The sequence below is a fragment of the Frigoribacterium sp. Leaf263 genome (genome assembly GCF_001422285.1).
Taxonomy (GTDB): Bacteria; Actinomycetota; Actinomycetes; order Actinomycetales; family Microbacteriaceae; genus Frigoribacterium.
This window is the reverse complement of record NZ_LMMO01000003.1, coordinates 103,892-124,284: the sequence shown is the minus strand read 5'-3', so window position 1 is coordinate 124,284 and position 20,393 is coordinate 103,892. Positions and strand designations below refer to the sequence as shown.

17 protein-coding genes are annotated in these 20,393 nt (G+C 70.3%); 5 read left to right on the top strand and 12 right to left on the bottom strand.

Annotated elements, in window-relative coordinates; translation table 11 throughout:
* Positions 1-24: 24 nt before the first annotated feature.
* Positions 25-1,254, bottom strand: a complete 1,230-nt coding sequence (locus ASF17_RS04645) for a multidrug effflux MFS transporter (RefSeq protein ID WP_055795865.1) — start codon at positions 1,252-1,254, stop codon at positions 25-27.
* Positions 1,255-1,570: 316 nt separating this feature from the next.
* On the opposite strand from ASF17_RS04645, the gene ASF17_RS04640 reads away from it, so the two are divergent.
* A complete protein-coding gene (locus ASF17_RS04640; RefSeq protein ID WP_055795861.1) occupies positions 1,571-2,137 on the top strand; it encodes a TetR/AcrR family transcriptional regulator in 567 nt (188 codons plus the stop codon).
* A 7-nt stretch (positions 2,138-2,144) separates the two neighbouring features.
* Here ASF17_RS04640 and ASF17_RS04635 read toward each other — a convergent pair whose 3' ends face one another.
* The 8 genes from ASF17_RS04635 to ASF17_RS04600 all read right to left on the bottom strand — a co-directional run bounded on the left by ASF17_RS04635 (position 2,145) and on the right by ASF17_RS04600 (position 12,349).
* Positions 2,145-2,681, bottom strand: a complete 537-nt coding sequence (locus tag ASF17_RS04635) for an MOSC domain-containing protein (RefSeq protein ID WP_055795858.1) — start codon at positions 2,679-2,681, stop codon at positions 2,145-2,147.
* A gap of 83 nt (positions 2,682-2,764) precedes the next feature.
* Positions 2,765-3,862, bottom strand: a complete 1,098-nt coding sequence (locus tag ASF17_RS04630; protein ID WP_055795855.1) for a substrate-binding domain-containing protein — start codon at positions 3,860-3,862, stop codon at positions 2,765-2,767.
* A 105-nt stretch (positions 3,863-3,967) separates the two neighbouring features.
* A complete protein-coding gene (mmsB, locus tag ASF17_RS04625) occupies positions 3,968-5,335 on the bottom strand; it encodes a multiple monosaccharide ABC transporter permease (protein ID WP_156357360.1) in 1,368 nt (455 codons plus the stop codon).
* A gap of 5 nt (positions 5,336-5,340) precedes the next feature.
* Positions 5,341-6,861: a multiple monosaccharide ABC transporter ATP-binding protein gene (mmsA, locus tag ASF17_RS04620; RefSeq protein ID WP_055798200.1), complete on the bottom strand. Its 1,521-nt coding sequence runs from the start codon at positions 6,859-6,861 to the stop codon at positions 5,341-5,343.
* 344 nt (positions 6,862-7,205) lie between these two features.
* Positions 7,206-8,225, bottom strand: coding sequence for a LacI family DNA-binding transcriptional regulator (locus ASF17_RS04615; RefSeq protein ID WP_200913434.1), 1,020 nt, complete (start codon positions 8,223-8,225; stop codon positions 7,206-7,208).
* Between the two features lie 119 nt (positions 8,226-8,344).
* A complete protein-coding gene (locus ASF17_RS04610; protein ID WP_055795852.1) occupies positions 8,345-9,724 on the bottom strand; it encodes an MFS transporter in 1,380 nt (459 codons plus the stop codon).
* 59 nt (positions 9,725-9,783) lie between these two features.
* On the bottom strand, positions 9,784-10,941 hold the full coding sequence (locus ASF17_RS04605) for a cystathionine gamma-synthase (protein ID WP_055795850.1): 1,158 nt from the start codon (positions 10,939-10,941) through the stop codon (positions 9,784-9,786).
* A gap of 43 nt (positions 10,942-10,984) precedes the next feature.
* A complete protein-coding gene (locus tag ASF17_RS04600; RefSeq protein ID WP_055798195.1) occupies positions 10,985-12,349 on the bottom strand; it encodes a cystathionine beta-synthase in 1,365 nt (454 codons plus the stop codon).
* Between the two features lie 231 nt (positions 12,350-12,580).
* On the opposite strand from ASF17_RS04600, the gene ASF17_RS04595 reads away from it, so the two are divergent.
* Together ASF17_RS04595 and ASF17_RS04590 are read left to right on the top strand one after the other, a co-directional pair.
* Complete coding sequence (locus tag ASF17_RS04595; protein WP_055795847.1) at positions 12,581-13,249, top strand: DUF3105 domain-containing protein; 669 nt, start codon at positions 12,581-12,583, stop codon at positions 13,247-13,249.
* Entirely contained in the window at positions 13,246-13,977 is a 732-nt protein-coding gene (locus ASF17_RS04590) for a DUF305 domain-containing protein (RefSeq protein ID WP_055795844.1), read from the top strand. Before ASF17_RS04595 ends, ASF17_RS04590 begins: the two co-directional genes overlap by 4 nt.
* Before the next feature lie 31 nt (positions 13,978-14,008).
* Here ASF17_RS04590 and ASF17_RS04585 read toward each other — a convergent pair whose 3' ends face one another.
* Positions 14,009-15,877: an ABC transporter ATP-binding protein gene (locus ASF17_RS04585; protein ID WP_055795839.1), complete on the bottom strand. Its 1,869-nt coding sequence runs from the start codon at positions 15,875-15,877 to the stop codon at positions 14,009-14,011.
* A gap of 198 nt (positions 15,878-16,075) precedes the next feature.
* Here ASF17_RS04585 and ASF17_RS04580 point away from each other — a divergent pair, with 198 nt between their 5' ends.
* Both ASF17_RS04580 and ASF17_RS04575 read left to right on the top strand, forming a co-directional pair.
* Positions 16,076-17,665: a helix-turn-helix transcriptional regulator gene (locus tag ASF17_RS04580; protein WP_055795836.1), complete on the top strand. Its 1,590-nt coding sequence runs from the start codon at positions 16,076-16,078 to the stop codon at positions 17,663-17,665.
* 45 nt (positions 17,666-17,710) lie between these two features.
* Entirely contained in the window at positions 17,711-19,156 is a 1,446-nt protein-coding gene (locus tag ASF17_RS04575) for an APC family permease (RefSeq protein ID WP_055795831.1), read from the top strand.
* A gap of 123 nt (positions 19,157-19,279) precedes the next feature.
* Here the strand turns inward: ASF17_RS04575 and rplL are convergent, their stop codons facing one another.
* Together rplL and rplJ are read right to left on the bottom strand one after the other, a co-directional pair.
* On the bottom strand, positions 19,280-19,663 hold the full coding sequence (rplL, locus tag ASF17_RS04570; RefSeq protein WP_055795828.1) for a 50S ribosomal protein L7/L12: 384 nt from the start codon (positions 19,661-19,663) through the stop codon (positions 19,280-19,282).
* Positions 19,664-19,712: 49 nt separating this feature from the next.
* Positions 19,713-20,228: a 50S ribosomal protein L10 gene (rplJ, locus tag ASF17_RS04565; protein WP_055795825.1), complete on the bottom strand. Its 516-nt coding sequence runs from the start codon at positions 20,226-20,228 to the stop codon at positions 19,713-19,715.
* Positions 20,229-20,393: the final 165 nt, after the last annotated feature.

Genomic DNA, 20,393 nt, shown 5'->3' with positions numbered 1-20,393 from the left:
CAGAAGGTACCCGCACCGCGACGGTCAGTGACCGAGCGCCGGCACCGTCCTCGGTCGGACGAGCAGCCAGAGACTCGCGATGGTGACGCACGACGTGGCGATCATGACGCTGCCCATGGGCACCGCCGACCCGATCCCGAGGAACCCGACGATCGGCGAGATGAGTCCGGCGAGTCCGAAGTTCAGCGCCCCGAGGAGTGACGCCGCCGTGCCGGCCTCCTTGCCATGATTGGCCAGACCGAGCACCTGGACCTGCGGGAACGAGAAGCCGCATGCGGCGATGAAGAACCAGAGGGGCACGAGGATCCCGACCAGGCCCGCCCCCGCCGAGTCGAGCACGACGATGGTCGTCGCCGACACGAGCAGCACGATCGTGGAGCAGGCGAGGATCCACTGCGGGCCGACCCGACGGGCCAGACGCGAGCTGATCTGGACCCCCGCGACGATGCCGAGCGAGTTGACGGCGAACAGGTACCCGTACTGCTGCGCGTCGAGGCCGTAGACCGTCTGGAACAGGAACGACGACGCCGAGAGGTACGAGAACAGCCCCGAGAAGGTCATCGCCCCGATCAGGGCCACCCCCACGAAGACGCGGTCGCTGAAGAGCGCCTTGTACCGCTGCCCCAGGGTCGTGTGCCCTGCCGCCAGCCGTCGGGCCGGGGGCAGGGTCTCGACGATCAGGAAGATCGCCGCGATGATGACGAACGCGCCGTACGCGACGAGGAAGACGAAGATGCCCCGCCAGCTGGTGAACCGCAGCAGCTGCGATCCGAGCACGGGCGCGACGATCGGCGCGAGCCCGTTGACGAGCGCCAGCCGCGAGAGCATCTTCACGAGGGGCAGCCCGCCGAAGAGGTCGCGGACGGTCGCCATGGCGACGACGCCGCCCGCGGCGGCCCCCATGCCCTGCAGCACGCGGAACAGGCCGAGCACCTCGATGGAGGGCGCGGTCGCCACCCCGATGCTCGCGAGGATGTGCACGGCGGTCGCGACGATGAGCGGCAGCCGCCGACCCACCTTGTCGCTCCACGGCCCGACCAGCAGCTGGCCGACGCCGAAGCCGATCGTCGTGGCCGTGAGGGTCAGCTGGATGACCCCGCTGTCGACGCGGAACTCCTCGCGCAGCTGCGGGAACGCGGGAAGGTACAGGTCGATCGTGAACGGGCCGAGAGCGGTCAGGGCCCCCAGCACGACGACGTAGACGAGTCGCTGGCGGCGGGTGAGCGAGTCACCGGGGTGGACGACTGTGGTCACGGGGCTCCGAAGCGTCAGGGATCGCCAGGCGCGGATCGGCCGGGACGGCGAGCGGGGTTCCGCTCGACGTTCCCGCAGATCGAATCGTTTCGAGTCGAGTGCGCCGCGACAGGGTCGGGAGAGGAGGGGGAGGCGACGATCGGGTCCGGCGTGCCGGCGTCGTCATCGTCAAGCGTACCGCTCCCCCGGCCGGATCGGACCGGCCGCCGGCCGAGGGGATCGCGGACTCGACACGGATCCTGACGGCGGTCCGCACGGTCTAGGCTCGGGTCAGTCCCGCTCGTTCGGGCCCCGAATCGCCCCCAGGAGGCCACCGATGGTCGACGCCCGAATCGTCCAGACGACCCGCTCGCTGCACGCCGCGATCATCGACCTGGCCTCGAGCCGGCCCGTCTCGACCATCACGGTCGCCGACGTCACCCGGGCCGCCGGCATCAACCGCGCCACCTTCTACAGCCACGCCACGTCTCCCGGCAGCCTCCTCGCCGCCGTGCTGACCCCCGAGCTCGACGCCATCCGCGACGAGGACGCCGCTCGGCGGTCGGAACCCGACGCCGACCCCGAGGCGGTCACCCGGTGGGCCGTCGAGAGGGTCGTCGACCACGTCGTGCGCTACCGCGACGTCTACCGCCTGGCCCTGCCCGATCGGCTCGACGCGTCGATCCACCAGACCCTGGCCGAGCACTTCGCGGCCACGTCCCTGACGCACATCGAGGCCCTGCCGGTCGGCACGGCACCCGACGGCATCGCGCCGCACATCGCGTCGGGGTTCTTCGCGCACGCGCTCGTGGGCGCCATCGAGGCCTGGCTCGGCGGTCGCCGGACGAGCCGCAGGACGCTCCTCGACACGATCACCGCGATGATTCCCGCCTGGTGGCGCTGACCCCTCGTCAGACGGCGCCCTCGACCGAGAGCACGGCCGGACCGAGGGTCAGCGCGCCGTCGCTGAGCGGCTCGCAGCGCACGCCCCCGCGTCCCCGCATCGCACGGAACGCGCCGGGTGCGAGCACGACGTCCATCCAGGCGCAGGGGTTCGCGGGGCGGTTCGCCCGCAGCACGACCGGCCCCTCCCCCGAGTCGAGCGAGAACTCGAAGCCAAGCAGGGCGTCGACGTCGACGCCGCGCAGCACGATGTTCCGTCTCGCGGCGGCCGGATCCAGCACCCCGGAGCCGAGGAGGCGCGCGACGGTCTCGAGGGACTCCGCGGCGAGCAGGGTCACGGACGCGCCGCGGTGGGCCGGTCTCGCGAAGTAGCGGTCGCCGACGATGCCGAGTCCGGCTCGGAGCTCGATGCGATCGGGCGTCTCGTCGTCCGTCGCGGGCTCGGGCCCGTCGGAGGGGCGCCCGACGTACCGGGAGCGCGGTGACGCGAGCAGCAGCTCGATCGTGACGGGCGCGACCGTGCCGACCCGCGCCTCCTCGTCCATCCCGTCACCGTAGCAAGCGGGCGCACGGCGAGAGCCGACCACCCGGCTGGGCGATCGGCTCTCGTCTGGTGCTGTCGGTGCGACTACTTGGTCAACGGGCCCAGCGTGGGGTCGTTGGCATAGGCCTCGGCCGCGTTCTCCTTCGTGACGATCTGCGGGGGCAGGAGGTACGCGGGGACGACCTTCGAGCCGTTGTCGTACGACTCGTCGTCGTTCGTCTCGGCGGTGTCGCCCTCGGAGACCGAGGTCACCATGGCCACGGCCTGCTTGACCAGGTTGCGGGTGTCCTTGTTGATGGTGGAGTACTGCTCGTCGGCCATGATCGACTTGACCGACTCGACCTCGGAGTCCTGACCGGTGACGACCGGGACGTCCTTGCCGGCCTGCTTCACCGAGGTGATGATGGCGCGGGCGAGCGTGTCGTTGGGGCTCAGCACGCCGTCGAGCTCGGTGTCGGTGTAGGTGCTGGTGAGCAGCGAGTCCATGCGGCGCTGGGCGTTCTCGGCCTTCCAGCCGTCGGTCGCCGTCTGCTTGATGTCGGTCTGGTCCGAGCCCACGACGACGGTGCCGTCGTCGATGGCCGGCTGCAGGACGCTCATCGCACCGTCGAAGAACACGGCCGAGTTGGCGTCGTCGGACGAGCCCGAGAACAGCTCGATGTTGTACGGGCCGTCGGCCTTCTTGGCCTTCATGCCGTCGAGGAGGGCCTGGCCCTGGAGCTCGCCGACCTTGTAGTTGTCGTAGGCGACGTAGTAGTCGACGTCCTCGGTGTTGAGGATCAGACGGTCGTAGGCGATGACGATCGCGCCGGCGTCGTGCGCCGCCTTGACCTGCGTGCCGAGCTGACCGCCGTCGGCGGCGCCGATGACGATGACCTTCGCACCCTTGGTGACCATCGACTGGATCTGCTCCTGCTGGTTCGCGACGGTGCCGCTGGCGGCCGCGTACTGCACGTCGGGCTCGAAGCCCGCGGCCTCGAGGTCCTCGTTGAAGAGGTCGCCGGCGAGGACCCAGTTCTCACTGGTCTTCGCGGGGAGCGCGACCCCGACGATCGAGCCCTGCTCGAAGCCGGCGGACGCGTCGCCCGATCCGGCCTCGGTGCGGGCGGAGTTCGAGCAGCCGCTCAGGATCAGCGTCGTTGCTGCGGCGACCGCCATGGTCGCCAGCGCGATTTTGCGCATGCTGTGTCTCTTTCTCGTGTGTGAGGTGGTGCGAGGCGGGTCGTCGAGCGACGACCCCGGGGAGGCGCGGCCGGCCGTCGTGGACGGTCGCGCCGGGTGGAGGGTCTAGTTGGGGGTCGTCGAGTTCGGACGCTGCACGTCGGACACGTCGCCGTTGGGGGTGAGGACGGGGCTCGCGGAGTCGGTCGACGGACCGACGCCGTTCTGGGTGCCGGCCGCGGACTGCGCGGCGGCGGGTGCCGCGACGCCGTTCTTGTCGCGGTTCAGCCCACGGGTCAGGAAGCCCGTGATGGACGGTCGGCCCTGGCTCTTGTTGTAGACGTCGACGGCCACCGCGATCAGCAGCACGAGGCCCTTGATCATCTGGACCTTGTCGGAGCCGACTCCGAGCAGCTGCAGACCGTTGTTCAGCACGGCGATGACGAAACCACCGACGATCGAGCCGGTGACGGTCCCGATGCCGCCCGCGACCGCCGCTCCACCGATGAAGACCGACGCGATGGCGTCGAGCTCCCAGTTGAGGCCGTCCTGAGGTCCGGAGGCTCCGGCTCGGGCGACGTAGATCATGCCGGCGACCGCGGCCAGGACGGACATGTTCATCATGACCAGGAAGTTGACCCGGCGGGCGTTGACGCCCGAGAGCTCGGCGGCGTGCGAGTTGCCGCCGACGGCGTAGATGTGGCGACCGAAGATCGTGTTCTGCGTGATGAAGCCGTAGACCAGCACGAGCACGCCGAGGATGATGCCCGAGATCGGGAACGAGGTGCCCACCCGACCGCCGCCGAAGAGCGTGGCGGCGTACAGGATGATGGCGACGAGCACGCCGATCTTGACGAGGCTGACCCACATCGGCGCCATGTCGGAGCCCATGGCCTGCTGCTTGCGACGCAGGCGGAACTCGCGCCAGACGACGACGGCGGCCAGGACGAGCCCGAGCAGCAGGGTCGCGTTGTTGTACCCGGTGTTCGGGCCGAACTCGGGCAGGTAGCCGGCGCCGATGACCGTGTAGCCCTCGGGGACGGGCAGGGTGACCGCGTTGCCGACGAACTGGTTGGCACCGCGGAACAGCAGCATGCCGGCGAGCGTCACGATGAACGCGGGCACTCCGACGTACGCGACCCAGAAGCCCTGCCAGGCGCCGATCGCGGCGCCCACGACGAGGCCGAAGACGATGGCGACGGGCCAGGGGAAGTTCCAGGTGGTCATCGAGGTCGCGACCATGATGCCGACGAACGCCGCGACCGAGCCGACGGAGAGGTCGATGTGCCCGGCGACGATGACCATCACCATGCCGATGGCGAGGATCAGGATGTACGAGTACTGGCTGACCAGAGCGATCAGGTTCGGCGGGTCGAGGGTGAGTCCGCCCGTGAGCACCTGGAAGATCAGGATGGCGACCACCAGGGTCGCGATCATCCCGAACTGGCGGGCGTTCGACTGGTTGCCGCCGAACACCTTCTTCAGGTCTTTGATGCCACTCATGCGGCGTTCTCCTTCTTCTTCGACGTCATTGTTCTCATCAGCGTCTCGGCATCGGCCTCGGACGCGTCGATCTCGTTGGTGACGGTGCCCTCGAAGATCGTGTAGATGCGATCCGAGAGACCGAGCAGCTCGGGCAGCTCGGACGAGATCACGATGACGCCCTTACCCTGGGCCGCGAGCTGGTTGATGATGTTGTAGATCTCGAACTTGGCGCCCACGTCGATGCCGCGGGTCGGCTCGTCGAGGATCAGCAGGTCGGGGTCGGTGAACATCCACTTCGCCAGGACGACCTTCTGCTGGTTGCCGCCGGACAGCTTGGCCACGCCCTCGTCGACCGTGGGCGTCTTCACGCGGAGGCTCTTGCGGTACTCCTCGGCGATCGTGTGCTCCTGGTAGCGGTCGACGACCGTGCCGCGCGAGATCTTCGTCAGCTTGGCGGACACCGTCGAGCGCTTGATGTCGTCGAGCAGGTTGAGCCCGAGCACCTTCCGGTCTTCGGAGACGTAGGCCAGTCCGTTGTCGATGGCGTCGCGGACGTTCTTGATCTCGACCTCGTGACCGTCCTTGACGATCGTGCCCGAGACGAACTGCCCGTACGACCGACCGAACACGCTCATCGCGAGCTCGGTGCGACCGGCGCCCATCAGCCCGGCGAGACCGACGATCTCACCGCGGCGCACCGTGATGTTCGAGCCCTTGCAGACGAAGCGCTCGGCGGTCTGCGGGTGACGGACCCACCAGTCCTTGACCTCGAAGAAGACCTCGCCGATCTTCGGGCTGCGGTCGGGGAATCGGCTCGCGAGGTTGCGGCCGACCATGCCGCGGATGATGCGGTCCTCGTTGACGCCGTCCGCCTTCACGTCGAGCGTCTCGATCGTCTTGCCGTCGCGGATGATCGTGATCGAGTCGGCGATGGCCTCGATCTCGTTGAGCTTGTGGCTGATCATGATCGACGCGATGCCGCGGCCCTTGAGCCCGCGGATGAGGTCGAGCAGGTGCTGCGAGTCGGCCTCGTTGAGCGCGGCCGTGGGCTCGTCGAGGATGAGCAGCTTGACGTTCTTGTTGAGCGCCTTCGCGATCTCCACCAGCTGCTGCTTGCCCACGCCGAGGTTCTTGATGGCCGTGTCGGGGTCGTCCTTCAGACCGACGCGGGCGAGCAGGTCGATGGCGCGGAGCTTGGCGGTCGTCCAGTCGATGGCGCCGAAGCGGGTGGGCTCGTTGCCCAGGAAGATGTTCTCGGTGATCGAGAGCTCGGGGATCAGCGCGAGCTCCTGGTGGATGATCACGATGCCGGCCGACTCGCTCGACTTGATGTCGCGGAAGCGCATCTCGTCGCCCTGGTAGACGATGTCGCCGGCGTAGGTGCCGTACGGGTAGACGCCCGAGAGGACCTTCATGAGGGTCGACTTGCCGGCGCCGTTCTCGCCGCAGATGGCGTGGACCTCTCCGGCCCGCACCTGCATCGACACGGAGTCGAGCGCCTTGACGCCGGGGAACTCCTTCGTGATGCTGCGCATCTCGAGGATGATCGGGGACTCAGCCACGCGAGTCACCCCCGGGGGTTCCGTTCGTCGCGATGTGTGCACCGGGCACGCTGACCTCCACGTTCGACTTCTCTGTCGGTCCGCCCCGCCGCGAGGCGTGGTGGGCACTGTCTGTTCGACGTCGGGTGGCGACCCGCGCCGAGGGCGGCGGATCAGGGCGGGGACTGAATGTGACCGTTCACACCGCGACTGGAGCAAAGCTAATCCTGGGAATGCCCCGTGTCAAATGCCGTGGCCGATCTGTTATGAAGCCCGCCGGATCGCCGTCGCGACGGACCCGCCGAGGAGGCGCGGGGACGTCGCCGCGCCGCCTGCCGTCAGAGGAACCAGGGCCGGTCGGTCGAGGCGCGGACGATGAGCTCGGCGGCCAGCAGGGTGCGGTCCACGACCTCTCGACCCTCGAGCTCGCCGATGACGAGCTCGACGGCCCGACGGCCGATCAGATCGAAGTCCTGACGGACCGTCGTGAGCGGCGGCCAGAGGTGCGCCGCGGTCGGGGCGTCGTCGAAGCCGACGACGCTGACCTCGCGCGGGACGTCGACGTCGGCCTCGCGGAACGCGTGGAGGAGCCCGACGGCCATCAGGTCGTTCGCCGCGAAGACGGCCGTGAAGTCGCGACGACGCAGCAGCTCCTTGCCTGCGAGGTACCCGAAGTCGGCGGTCAGGTCGCCGAGGATGGGCGGCTCGATGGAGAGCTCGGCCTCGCCCATCTCGAAGAGGAAGCCCTGCATGCGCTCGTCGGCCTCGATCCAGTCCTGCGGGCCGGCCACGTGCACGATGTGCCGATGACCGAGGTCGATGAGATGCCGGGTCGCCAGACGCGCGCCGGCGAACTGGTCGACCGAGAGGCTGTGCGCACGATTGCGCTGGGTCGAGTCGAGGGCGACGATCGGCACGTCGAGATCGAGCTCGTCGATGATGTCGAAGAACTTGCGTTGGGGCGCGATGACGATGATCGCCTCGACCGCCTGGCTCGTCAGCAGGTCGAGGCTCGCGCGCACGTCCCCGTCGGCCCGCGTCGTGCTCGCGATGCTCAGCCGGTAGCCGGCGGCGCGCGCCTCGGCCTCGATCGCGTTCACCATGGTCTGCGGCCCGAAGTGGACGTTCTGCAGCGTCAGCACCCCGATGGCCCGCGAGCGGCTGGTGACGAGGGCCCGGGCCGCCTGGTTCGGCCGGTAGCCGATCTCGTCGATGACGTCGAGCACCCGCTGTCGCGTGGCCGGCCGGATGCTCGGGCTGTCGTTCAGCACCCTCGAGACGGTCTGGTACGACACCCCGGCGAGGGCGGCGACGTCGCGGATGTTGGGAGCACGCACCTTGTCGATGTCAGGCTTCACCGTGGCTCCGTCGCTCTGCTGCCGAGCGGTGTGACCGTACACATCGCTGTCTGCTGACCATTATGCAGTTCGGCGGACCGGATCGACGACCACGGGCCGCCCACGGCGGGAGGCGCGGGTCAGCTCGGGCGCGGCACCGCGCGCCCGCTGAGGACCAGCGCCAGCAGCGCGACGAGGGCGCCGACGGCGAAGCACGCGGCGAACGCCGCGGCGCCGGGCGACCCTCCGAGCAGCCCGAACACGCCGCCCGCGACGGCCAGGGCGACGGCGGAGCCGGCCGAGTCGGAGATGGTCAGCGCCGAGCTGTTGAACCCGCGATCGGTCGGGGTCGACAGGGCGAGCGTCAGCACCGAGAACCGCGGGTACATGAACCCCATGCCGAAGCCCGCGAGGGTCCACGTCGCGATGAGCAGCCCCGGGGCCAGGTCGAGCAGGGGGGTGACGACGGCGACCACGAGACCGGCGAGCACCAGCGCGAGGCCGACCCGGATGCCGGTCCGCTGCGGCACCCGGTCGCCGAGTCGCCCCTGGGCCCAGCTGGCGAGGGCCCAGCCGAGGGCGCCGAGCGTGAGCGCCGTGCCCGAGGCGGAGGCCGAGAAGCCGTACCGGTCGTGCAGCAGATAGGGGATGTAGACCTCGCTCGCGAGGAACGCCGCCCCGGCCAGGCCCCGGAGGAGCACGAGGGTCGGAAGACCCGGCCGGGCCCGCAGCGTTCCGGGCGGCAGCAGCGGCCTCAACGCGATCGCGAGGGCCGCGACGGCTGCCACGACGACGGCGACCGCGAGCACCGGCTCGAACTCGTTCACGAGGTTCAGGGCGAGGACGCCGAGAGCGGCGCCCGCCGCCCAGAGGATGCGCCTCGGGCTCCACGGGACGACGTCGGCCCCCTCGGCCCGAGCCGGCGGGGGCACCCGCCGGAGACTCGGCAGGATCATGACGAACGCCGGGACGGCCAGCACGACGGCGCCGATGAAGACCCAGTGCCAGCCGAGGGTCTCGGCGATGAAGCCGGCGATCAGCGGACCGACGAGGGCGGGGACGACCCAGGCCGCGGCGAATCCGGCGAAGATCGACGGGTGCAGACCCGGTGGGAACAGCCGGGCCACCATCACGTACAGCCCGACGATGACGGCGCCCGACCCCAGCCCCTGGACCAGACGACCCAGCAGGAAGACCAGCATGTCGGGCGCGGTGCCGACCACGAGCAGGCCGACCGCGAAGAGCAGCATCGAGGCGATGACGACGACCCGGGGGCCGCTGCGATCGGCCCAGTTGCCGGCCACCACCATGCCGACCAGCCCGGTCGCCAGCGGGGCGGCGAAGCTCAGCGAGTAGAGGCGCTCCCCGTCGAGCTCGGCGCTGATCAGGGGCATGATCGTCGTCACGGCGAGCGACTCGAACGCCGCGATGCCGATCAGCGCGCACATCCCCAGCGTGGCCAGGCGATAGCGACTGCTGAGGACGCCCTCGGGCCGGGTTCGCAGGACGCCGTCGGTCATCGTCCCAGCCTAGGCCGCGCCCCCTCCGGCGCGGACGGTCGGCGGGGGCGGGGCGGACGTCAGTCGGTCGTCGCGCGGTCGAGTGCCTGCAGCACGTCGGCCAGGAGGTCGTCGACGTCCTCGATTCCGACCGAGAGCCGGACCACGGTCTCGGGCACCTCGAGCTCGGTTCCGCGCACCGACGCGTGCGTCATCTCGGTGGGGTAGCCGATCAGCGACTCGACGCCCCCGAGCGACTCGGCGAGCTGGAAGAGCTCGGTCGACTCGGCGAAGCGACGCGCCACGGCGGGCCCGTCCGCCAGCGAGACGGAGATCATGCCCCCGAAGGCCCTCATCTGCCGGGCCGCGATCTCGTGCCCGGGGTGCGAGGCGAGCCCCGGGTAGTAGACCCGATCGATCGCCGGGTGACCCTCGAGCGTCTCGGCGATCGTGGCCGCGTTCGACGAGTGGCGATCGACCCGGACCCCCAGCGTCTTGATGCCGCGGACGGTCAGCCAGGCCTCCATGGGGGCCGAGACGGCCCCGGCGCCGAACTGCAGGAACCCGATCTTCTCGGCGAGCTCCGCGTCGTCGACGACCACGGCTCCCCCGACGACGTCCGAGTGCCCGCCGATGTACTTGGTCGTCGAGTGGACGACGGCGTCGGCGCCGAGCGACAGCGGCTGCTGCAGGTACGGCGACGCGAAGGTGTTGTCGACGACGACGATCGCGCCGGCGGCGTGACCGATCTCGGCGAGCGCCGTGACGTCGCTGATCTTCATCAGGGGGTTGCTCGGGGTCTCGACCCAGAGGATCGCCGTCTCGCCCGGACGGACCGCGGCGCGGACGGCGTCGAGGTCGGTCATCTCGACGGTCTCGAGCACCACCCCCCACGGCACGTGCAGCCGGTTCACGAGTCGGTGCGTGCCGCCGTAGACGTCGTTGCCCATGACGATGCGCGAGCCCGGACGCAGCACCGACCGCAGCAGGGCGTCCTCCGCGGCGAGGCCGGACGCGAAGCTGTAGGCGTGGCTGCCGCCCTCGAGGTCGGCGAGCAGGGTCTGCAGCGAGTCGCGCGTGGGGTTGGCCGAGCGGGCGTACTCGTAGCCGCCGCGGAACCCGCCGATGCCGTCTTGGACGAAGGTCGACGACTGGTAGATCGGCGGGACGACCGCACCGGTGGTGGGGTCGAAGTCCTGGCCGCTGTGGATGGCGCGGGTGGAGAAGCCGTGGGTCATGCGGGTGTCCTTTCGAGGGGGACGACGGTGCGGGAGGAGGGGGTCAGGCGGACACGAACGCGAGCACGTCGTGCCGGGTGATGACGCCGGCCGGCTTGCCGTCGTCGGTGACCAGCAGCGCGTCGGTGGACTCGAGGGCGGTGCGAGCAGCGGCCACGGACTCGTTGATGCCGATGAGCGGCAGCGGCTCGCCCACGAACCGGGCCAGAGCGTCGCCCATGGTCGCACCGCCGGCGAAGAGGGCCTCGAGCAGCGCCTTCTCTTCGATGGCGCCCACGACCTCGCCGATGACGACGGGCGGCTCCGCCGAGAGCACGGGCATCTGCGAGACCCCGTAGGTGGTCATGATGCCGATGACGTCGTGCACCGTGTCGCTCGGGTGAGCGTGCACCAGCTCGGGCAGCGCTCCGGTCTTCGAGGCGAGCAGATCGCGCACCGTGCGCTCGTCGGTGCTGTCCGAGAATCCGTACGAGCGCATCCAGGCGTCGTTGAAGATCTTGCCGAGGTAGCCGCGTCCGCCGTCGGGCAGCAGGACGACGACGACGTCGTCGGGTCCGAGCTCCCGGGCGACGTCGAGGGCCGCCGCCACGGCCAGCCCGGACGACCCGCCGACGAGCAGGCCCTCCTCGCGGGCGAGACGTCGGGTCAGCTCGAACGACCGGGCGTCCGACGCGGCGATGATCCGGTCGACGACGCTCGGGTCGTAGGCGCTCGGCCAGAAGTCCTCGCCGACGCCCTCGAGCAGATACGGGCGGCCGGTGCCGCCGCTGTAGACGCTGCCCTCGGGATCGGCCCCGACGATCTGCACCGCGCCTCCGGAGATCTCCTTGAGGTAGCGGCCGGTGCCGCTGATCGTGCCCCCGGTGCCGACGCCGGCGACGAAGTGCGTGATGCGCCCGTCGGTGTCGCGCCAGATCTCGGGGCCGGTCGTCTCGTAGTGGCTGAGCGGGCCGTTCGGGTTGGCGTACTGGTTCGGCTTGAAGGCCCCGGGGATCTCGCGGGCGAGGCGGTCGGAGACGCTGTAGTACGACTCGGGGCTGGTGGGCTCGACGGCGGTCGGGGTGACGACGATCTCGGCGCCGTAGGCCTTGAGCACGTTCCGCTTGTCTTCGCCGACCTTGTCGGGCAGCACGAAGACGCAGCGGTAGCCCCGCTGCTGCGCGACGAGGGCGAGCCCGACGCCCGTGTTGCCGCTCGTCGGCTCGACGATGGTGCCGCCCGGCTTCAGCAGCCCCTCGCGTTCGGCGGCGTCGATGATGCGCGTGGCGATGCGGTCCTTCGAGGAGCCGCCGGGGTTGAGGTACTCGACCTTGACGAGGACGGTCGCGCTGATGCCCTCCGTCACCTTGTTGAGCTTGACGAGCGGGGTGTTCCCCACGAGGTCGAGGACGGTCTCGGCGTACTTCACGAGGACTCGCATTTCTCCGGCACCGTCGTGGGGTGCGGATCGAGGTGGCGGACGCGGTCGCGGGGGTGGCGAGCCGGCGTCGAGTCTATCCAGCGGCCCTGCGCGTGTTACGGGACGCGACGCCCGTCGTGCACGATGCGCAGACTGTGACCTTCCTCTCAGCGACGCGTGCCGGACAATGGAGGCGACAGTCCGATCCCGCATCGGCCCCTCCGGACGACAGGACCTCACGTGGTCAACGGCAACAACGACAAGCCCTCCGTCAAGCAGCAGCGCGACGCCCGACGCCAAGAGAAGGTCGCGGCGCTCAAGAAGCAGCAGGAGCGAGCCCGCCGCAACCGCCTCATCGGCATCGTGACCGGCTCGGTCGCCGGGCTCGCCGTGATCGGCCTCATCGTCACCTTCGTCGTGACCAGCGGGCAGCCGCGCGAGAACCCGCGCGACATCGTGGTCGAGGGGGCGCAGACCTTCTCGGACCTCACCGCCAACCACGTCACCGGCCCGGTCGACTACGCGCAGACCCCGCCGGCCGGCGGCGATCACAACCAGATCTGGCTCAACTGCGGCGTCTACACCGAGCCCGTGCCGAACGAGAACGCCGTGCACGACCTCGAGCACGGCGCGATCTGGTTCACGTACGACCCCGCCCAGGTGAGCGAGGCCGAGATCGAGGCGCTGCAGGACTTCGCCCCCAGCACCTACGCGGTCGTCTCGCCGTACGAGGGTCTCGACTCGCCGATGTACGTCTCGGCGTGGGGCGCGCAGCTGCCGTTCTCGAACGTGACCGACGACGAGGAGGACGTCTCGGACTTCGTCACGAAGTACTGGAAATCCGGCGACGCGCCTGAGCCCGGTGCGCCCTGCACCGGCGGCATCGACGGATCCGGCAAGATCGCGTGACCGACTCCGGCGCGACGGGCGGGTCGTCGTCCGACGAGGCCTCCGGTCGCGCCCCGGGCAGGCGGCGCACCCGGGTCGTCGTCGCCGCTGCGCTGACGCTCGTCCTCGTGCTGCTGGTCGGCGTCGCGGTCGGACGCCTGAGCTCGCCGAACCCGGTGACCCCCGGCACCGAGAGCGTCGAGGCGGGCTTCTCGCGCGACATGCAGGTGCACCACGAGCAGGCCGTGCGGATGGCCATGATCGTCCGCGACCGCACCGACGACCCGGCCACGCGCTCGATGGCCTACGACATGGCTCTGACCCAGTCGCAGCAGGCCGGGCAGATGTTCGCCTGGCTGGAGCTCTGGGGCGTCTCGCAGGCGCCGGCGGAGCCCACGATGACCTGGATGACGCGGCCGACGCTCGACGGCTCGTACGGCGATCACGAGCACACCCCCTCCGGAGGCACGGAGGGCTCCCCGACGCCCGCCGCTCATCAGCCGGGTGGTCGCATGCCCGGGCTCGCCACCGACGAGCAGATGGCCGCGCTGCAGGAGGCGAGCGGCGTGGAGGCCGAACGGCGGTTCCTGACCCTGATGATCGCGCATCACCGCGGCGGGGTCGAGATGGCCGACGCGGTGCTGGCGCGCAGCGAGAACCGTCAGGTGCGCGTCTTCGCGACCGGCATGCTGCAGAGTCAGGAGAGCGAGATCGACGCCATGGAGGACATGCTCGCCGAGCGCGAGTGACGCCTCGTGACGAGGGCGCCTCGCCCCCGGCTCAGTCGGCCGCGATCTGCTGCCCGTAGAGCCCGGCGTAGACGCCTCCGAGCGCGACGAGCTCGTCGTGGGTGCCCCGCTCGACCACGCGTCCGGCGTCCACGACGAAGATGACGTCGGCCGACCGCACGGTCGAGAGCCGGTGGGCGATGGCGATGGTCGTGCGGCCGCGGGCGGCGGTGTCGAGGGCCTCCTGGACGACCCGCTCCGAGACCGTGTCGAGCGCACTCGTCGCCTCGTCGAGCACGAGGACGGCAGGGTCCTTCAGCAGGACGCGGGCGATCGCGATGCGCTGCTTCTCGCCGCCGGACAGCCGGTAGCCCCGCTCGCCGACCAGCGTCTCGTAGCCGTCGGGGAACGAGGCGATCGTCTCGTGGATGTTCGCCCGACGCGCCGCGTCGACGAGCTCGTCGTCGGTGGCGCCGGGGCGGGCGTAGCGGAGATTGTCGGCGATCGAGGCGTGGAAGAGGTACGTCTCCTGGCTGACGATGCCGATGTGCTCGATCAGGGACTCCTGGCGCAGCTCGCGGACGTCCGTCCCGGCGAACCGCACCGCGCCTCCTGAGGCCTCGTAGAACCGCGGGATCAGGTACGACACCGTCGTCTTGCCTGCTCCGCTCGGCCCGACGAAGGCCGCGAACCGGCCGGGCTCGATGTCGAACGAGACGCCGTCGAGCGTCTTCTGGCCGGGCTCGGCGTCCGGGTACGAGAACGACACGTCGTCGAACTCGACGCGACCGAGTCGCGTCACGTCGACGTCGCCCGCGGCGGGGTCGTCGTCGATCGCCGGGTGCAGGTCGAGGTACTCGAAGATGCGCGCGAACAGCGCCCCCGAGGTCTGGAGGTCGAGGGCGACGCGCAGGAGGCCCATCAGGGGGAACGTCAGTCGCGCCTGAACGGTCGTGAAGGCCACGATCGTGCCCGCGGTGACCGGGACGTCGCGCAGGATGAGCCAGGCGGCGACCAGGTAGATGATGGCCGGGATGACCGACAGGAAGATCTGCACGACGGCGAAGAACCACTGGCCGCTCATCTGCTGACGCACCTGCAGACCGATCTGCGTGCGGTTCTCGGCCGAGTAGCGCTCGATCTCGGCGCGCTGCTGGTTGAAGCTCTTGGCGAGCAGGATGCCGCTGACGCTCAGGGCCTCCTGCGTGATCGCGGTCATGTCGCTCAGCGACTCCTGCGTCTGGGTGGCGATGCGGGCGCGGACCTGCCCGACCCGGCGCTGCGCCACGACGAGCAGCGGCAGGAGGATGACCGTGACGAGCGTCATCTGCCAGCTGAGCACGAGCATCGACACGAACGCCGCGATGACCGTGACGGTGTTGCCGAGCACGCTCGAGACGGTGTTGCTGAGGACGTTGGCCACGCCACCGACGTCGTTCTGCAGCCGCGACTGGATGACGCCGGTCTTGGTCCGGGTGAAGAAGGCCAGCTCCATCCGCTGCAGATGCCCGAAGAGCCGGATGCGCAGCGCCCCCATGACCTTGTTGCCGACGGTCGCCGTGAGGAAGGTCTGCCCCACGCCGATGCCGGCCGAGAGCACCCACAGGCCGATCATGGCCCCGACGAGTTCGAGCAGCACGGGGACGTCGGGCCCCCCGTCCGCGAACAGGCCCCGGTCGAACGCCTGCTTGGTCAGCAGGGGCGGCAGCACGCTGATGGCGGCGCCGATGAACACGAGCACGACCGTGACGACGAGCGCCCGCCGGTGCGGCTCGAACAGCGCGCGGATCCGGCGCAGCAGGTGGGGCACGCGCGGGGCCTCGGCGTTGGCCGCCTTCTGAGCCCGCGCGTCGCCGCTCGAGACACGACCGGGTCGCGTTCCGCCGCCGCGCATCCCGCCGCCAGACGCGACGGAGTCCATCCTGCTCATCCGGTCACGGTACGCCGATCCGCATCGGGGTACATGATCGCCCCCATTTCTGGGCTTCATCCCGATATTTCCTCACCGGATGAGCTTCCCGCTCTTAGGATGAGCGCGACGGTTGGTTGACCACCATCCCGACGCCGTATTCCTCGTACCCGACCGAGGAGCCACCCGATGCGGCAGAGGTTAGGACCCGTGAAGACGCCTGACGAGACGGCCGCACCCCCGAGCGCCGAGATGCGACCCGCAGACCACCGTGCTGCCCTCGACGCCATCGAGCGCGCCTGGACGAGCATCGCCCCGCTGCAGGGCGCCCGCCTGCGCGACGCGATCCGCTCGACCCCCGAGGACGAATGGCGGGGCAGACCCCGCATCCTGCTCGCCCTCGCGGCCAGCCATCGCTCGGTCGGCTCCCGCTCCCGGAGCGCCGCCCTCCCCTGGTTCCGAGGCGTCGCGAAGGCGATCGACGCCGACCCCGCGATGTCGCTGGAGGTGCGGGCCGGCTACCACGTGCACCTCGCCGCCACGCTCCGCACGCTCGGGAACCTCGTCGTCGCGCACGAGCACCTCGAGGTCGCCCGCACGATGATCGAGACGGACACCACCGAGTCGATCAGCAGCCGCATCTCGCTCAGCGCGTCGTTCTCGCTGCAGCTCGGTCTGATCCGCATCCACTACGGCGAGTACGACCAGGCGCAGTTCGCCCTGGGTCTCGCCGGCGGCCTCGCCTCCGAGCACCTCAGCCTCGCCGAGCGCGTCGAGTGCCTCTCGGCCCTCGCCCACGTCGCCATGCTGCTCGGCGACTTCCGACTCGCCGACGAGCACCTCGCCGCGGCCACGACCCTCGCCGAGGGGACCGAGCTCATGACGAGCTCGTTCGGCGCGCTCGCCCAGATCACCCGGCTCCAGCTGGCCCTCGACCGCGGTCAGCCCGGCGGGATCCCCGAGCTCATCGACGACGTCCGCCAGGCGACCCGCGGCAACGACTGGGAGGCGCACGGCTGGTTCGCCGAGGCGCACGCCTACCTCGAGGAGGGCCGCTTCATCGAGGTGCTCGATCTGCTGGCGCGCATCACGCGCCTCCTCGACGCCTTCACCGGTCGACCGACGCTGGCCGCGGCGGTCGCCTCGCTGCGGGCCGAGACCATGCGGTGCCTGCAGCAGCCCCAGGAGGCGCGGCGTCTGGCCGCCCCGCTCGTCGCCACCGCACGCCACATCCAGTGCCCGGCCCGCGTGCTGGCGCTCGTGCACCTCGCAGCGGGCGAGCCCGAGGCGGCCCTCGACGCGCTCGAGCCGTGCCTCGTGCTCGGCGATCTGCACAGCGAACGCACCATGCCGCACGTGCACGCCGTCGTCGCCGCGGCGCATCTCGCCCTCGGCGACACGGCCCGCGCGGACATCGCCTTCGACCGGGCGCTCCTCGCCGCCGGCCGGAACGACTCCCGGTGGATGTTCGCCACGCTCCAGGACGACGTGCTGAAGCACCTCCTCGACCGGGCGGCGCACCGCGACCAGCCGGAGGCGATCCGCACGACCCTCGAGCGCCTCCTCGGCTCCTCGGTCGGCGCGGTACCGCGGTTGGACGAGCCGCTGAGCGACCGCGAGCTCGTGATCGTGCGCCACCTCGCGACGGGACAGACCCTCGGCCAGATCGGGAGCCAGCTCTTCATCTCGGTCAACACGGTCAAGAGCCACGTGCGGAGCATCTACCGCAAGCTGCAGGCGTCGTCGCGCCGCGAGGCGATGACGCGGGTGCGCGAGCTCGGACTCCACGTCGACGACTGACCCCGCGGCCCGGGGGCGGCCCCGGGCGCCTGGTAGCCTCTCGCGGTGTCCGAGAACGCCCCCTCCACCGTCAGCCGTCCTCCGCTCGTCGCCCAGCTGAGGCGCCGCAAGCCGCTCGAGGCGTTCGCCGCCGAGAGCGACGACTCGACCGGGGGCGGGCCGCGCCTGCGACGTTCGCTCGGCGTCTGGCATCTGACGGCCATCAGCATCGGGGCCACGCTCGGCACCGGGATCCTCGTCGTCCTGGGCACGGCCGTCCCCCTGGCGGGCCCCGCCGTGTGGATCGCATTCGTCCTGGCAGGCGTCGCCGCCCTGCTCTCGGCTCTGTCGTACGCCGAGATGGCCGGCAGCGTGCCCGTCTCGGGGTCCAGCTACAGCTACGCCTACGCGACGCTCGGCGAGGGTCTGGCGTGGGTGTGCGGGTGGTGCCTCGTGCTCGAGTACGCCGTCTCGGTGGCCGCGGTGGCCGTCGGCGCGGGTCAGTACGTCAACGAGGCGCTCGCCGTCTTCGGCCTGGCGCTGCCCGACGCCATCGCCGAGCCGCCGGGCGCCGGAGGGGTGCTCAACCTGCCGGCCGCCCTGCTCGTGATCATCGCGACCCTCGTGCTCGTCCCCGGCGCCCGCGAGAGCGCCTGGGTGAACACCCTCCTCGTCGTGGTCAAGATCGGCCTGCTCGTCTTCTTCGTCGCCGTCGCGTTCACGGCCTTCAGCGCCGGCAACTTCGAGCCCCTCGCGCCGATGGGCGCCGCCGGGGTCTCGGCCGCGGCATCCCGGCTCTTCTTCTCGTACATCGGCTTCGACGCGGCGTCGACGGCGGGCGAGGAGGCGCGCGATGCGAAGCGCGACCTCCCGCGGGCGATCATCGCCTCGATCGTGATCATCACCGTGCTGTACATCCTCGTCGCGGTCGCCGCGATCGGGGCCCGGCCCTGGCGGACGTTCACCGACGGCGAGGCCTCGCTCGTCACGATCGTCGCGGACATCACCGGGCAGCCGTGGGTCGCGTTCGTGTTCGCCGTGGCGGCCGTGCTCGCCATCGCGAGCGTCGTGCTCACCGTGCTCTACGGCCAGACCCGCATCTTCGTCTCGATGGCCCGCGACGGGCTCGTCCCGAGGGTGCTCGGTCGCATCTCGCCGCGCACGCGGACGCCGGTCGCCGGCACCCTGATCGTCGGCGGGGTGGTCGCCCTCGCCGCGGCCCTCGTGCCGCTCGGCGCCCTCGCCGACGCCACGAGCATCGGCACCCTCTTCGCGTTCGCTCTCGTCAACGTGTCGGTCATCTGGCTGCGCCGCAACCGGCCCGAGCTCGACCGGACGTTCCGCGTGCCGTTCTACCCGGTGGTCCCACTGCTCGGCTGCGCGTTCTGCGTGCTGCTCATGGTGACCCTCGGCTGGATCACCTGGCTCGCCTTCGCCGTCTGGATGCTGGTCGGCGCCGCCGTGTACCTCGGGTACGGGCGCCGTCACTCGGTGCTCGCCCGCGCCTCCTGAGGGAGGCCCGGGTCGGCTGAGGGAGGCCATGGTCGGCGCAGCCCCGGCCATCGCTGCCGGCCGGGACGGCGAAAGGCGCCACCCCGGAGGGTGACGCCTTTCGTGTGAAGCGGTGAAGCGGGATTACTTGAGGGTGACGGTGGCGCCGGCAGCCTCGAGCTGGCCCTTGGCCTTCTCGGCGGCTTCCTTCGAAGCACCCTCGAGGACGGTGCTGGGGGCGCCGTCGACGACGGCCTTGGCCTCGCCGAGTCCGAGGCTGGTGAGCGCACGGACCTCCTTGATGACCTGGATCTTCTTGTCGCCGGCAGCCTCGAGCACGACGTCGAAGGCGGTCTGCTCTTCGACCTCTTCGGCAGCGGCGGCGGGGCCGGCGGCACCGGCGGCGGCCACGGGGGCAGCAGCGGTGACCTCGAAGACCTCTTCGAACTTCTTCACGAAGTCGCTGAGCTCGATGAGCGTGAGCTCCTTGAAGGCCTCGATCAGTTCGTCCTGCGTGAGCTTCGCCATGGTGTTCTCCTTATGTGTTTTCTGAAGTGTGGGTTCGTGCGACAGCTGTTCAGCTGTCGGCTTCCTGCTTGGCACGCAGCGCCTCGACCGTGCGAACGGCCTGAGACAGCGGTGCCTGGAACAGGTAGGCAGCTCCGAACAGCGAAGCCTTGAAGGCGCCGGCCAGCTTGCCCAGCAGCACCTCCCTGGACTCGAGATCGGCGAGCTGCTTGACCTCGTCTGCCGTGAGGGGGTTACCGTCGAAGTAACCGTTCTTCACGATCAGAGCGGGGTGTGCCTTGGCGAAGTCACGCAGGCTCTTGGCGACGGCGACAGGGTCTCCGTGCACGAAGGCGATCGCAGAAGGTCCGACGAGTTCGTCGTCGAACGAGCTGATTCCGGCGTTGTTCGCCGCGATCTTGCTGAGCGTGTTCTTCACCACGGCGTACGTCGCGTCTGCACTGATGGACTTGCGGAGCTCTTTCAGCTCAGCAACAGTGAGACCGCGGTACTCGGTGAGCAGAACGGCGGTCGAGTCACGGAAGTTCTCCGTGAGCTCGGCGACCGATGCTTCCTTGTTCGCCATGGCTCTCCTAAAACGTGGGTGTGCCGGCAGCCCCCCGGCCTCGATCGGACTGGACGCCTCAGGTCTGAGTTCAGAGTTCTGAGCTCGGGTCTGAGGTGTTCAGCACAAAGAAAAAAGCTCCGGCACAGGGGCACGGAGCTGGATCTCTTCGAGAAGAGGAACGAC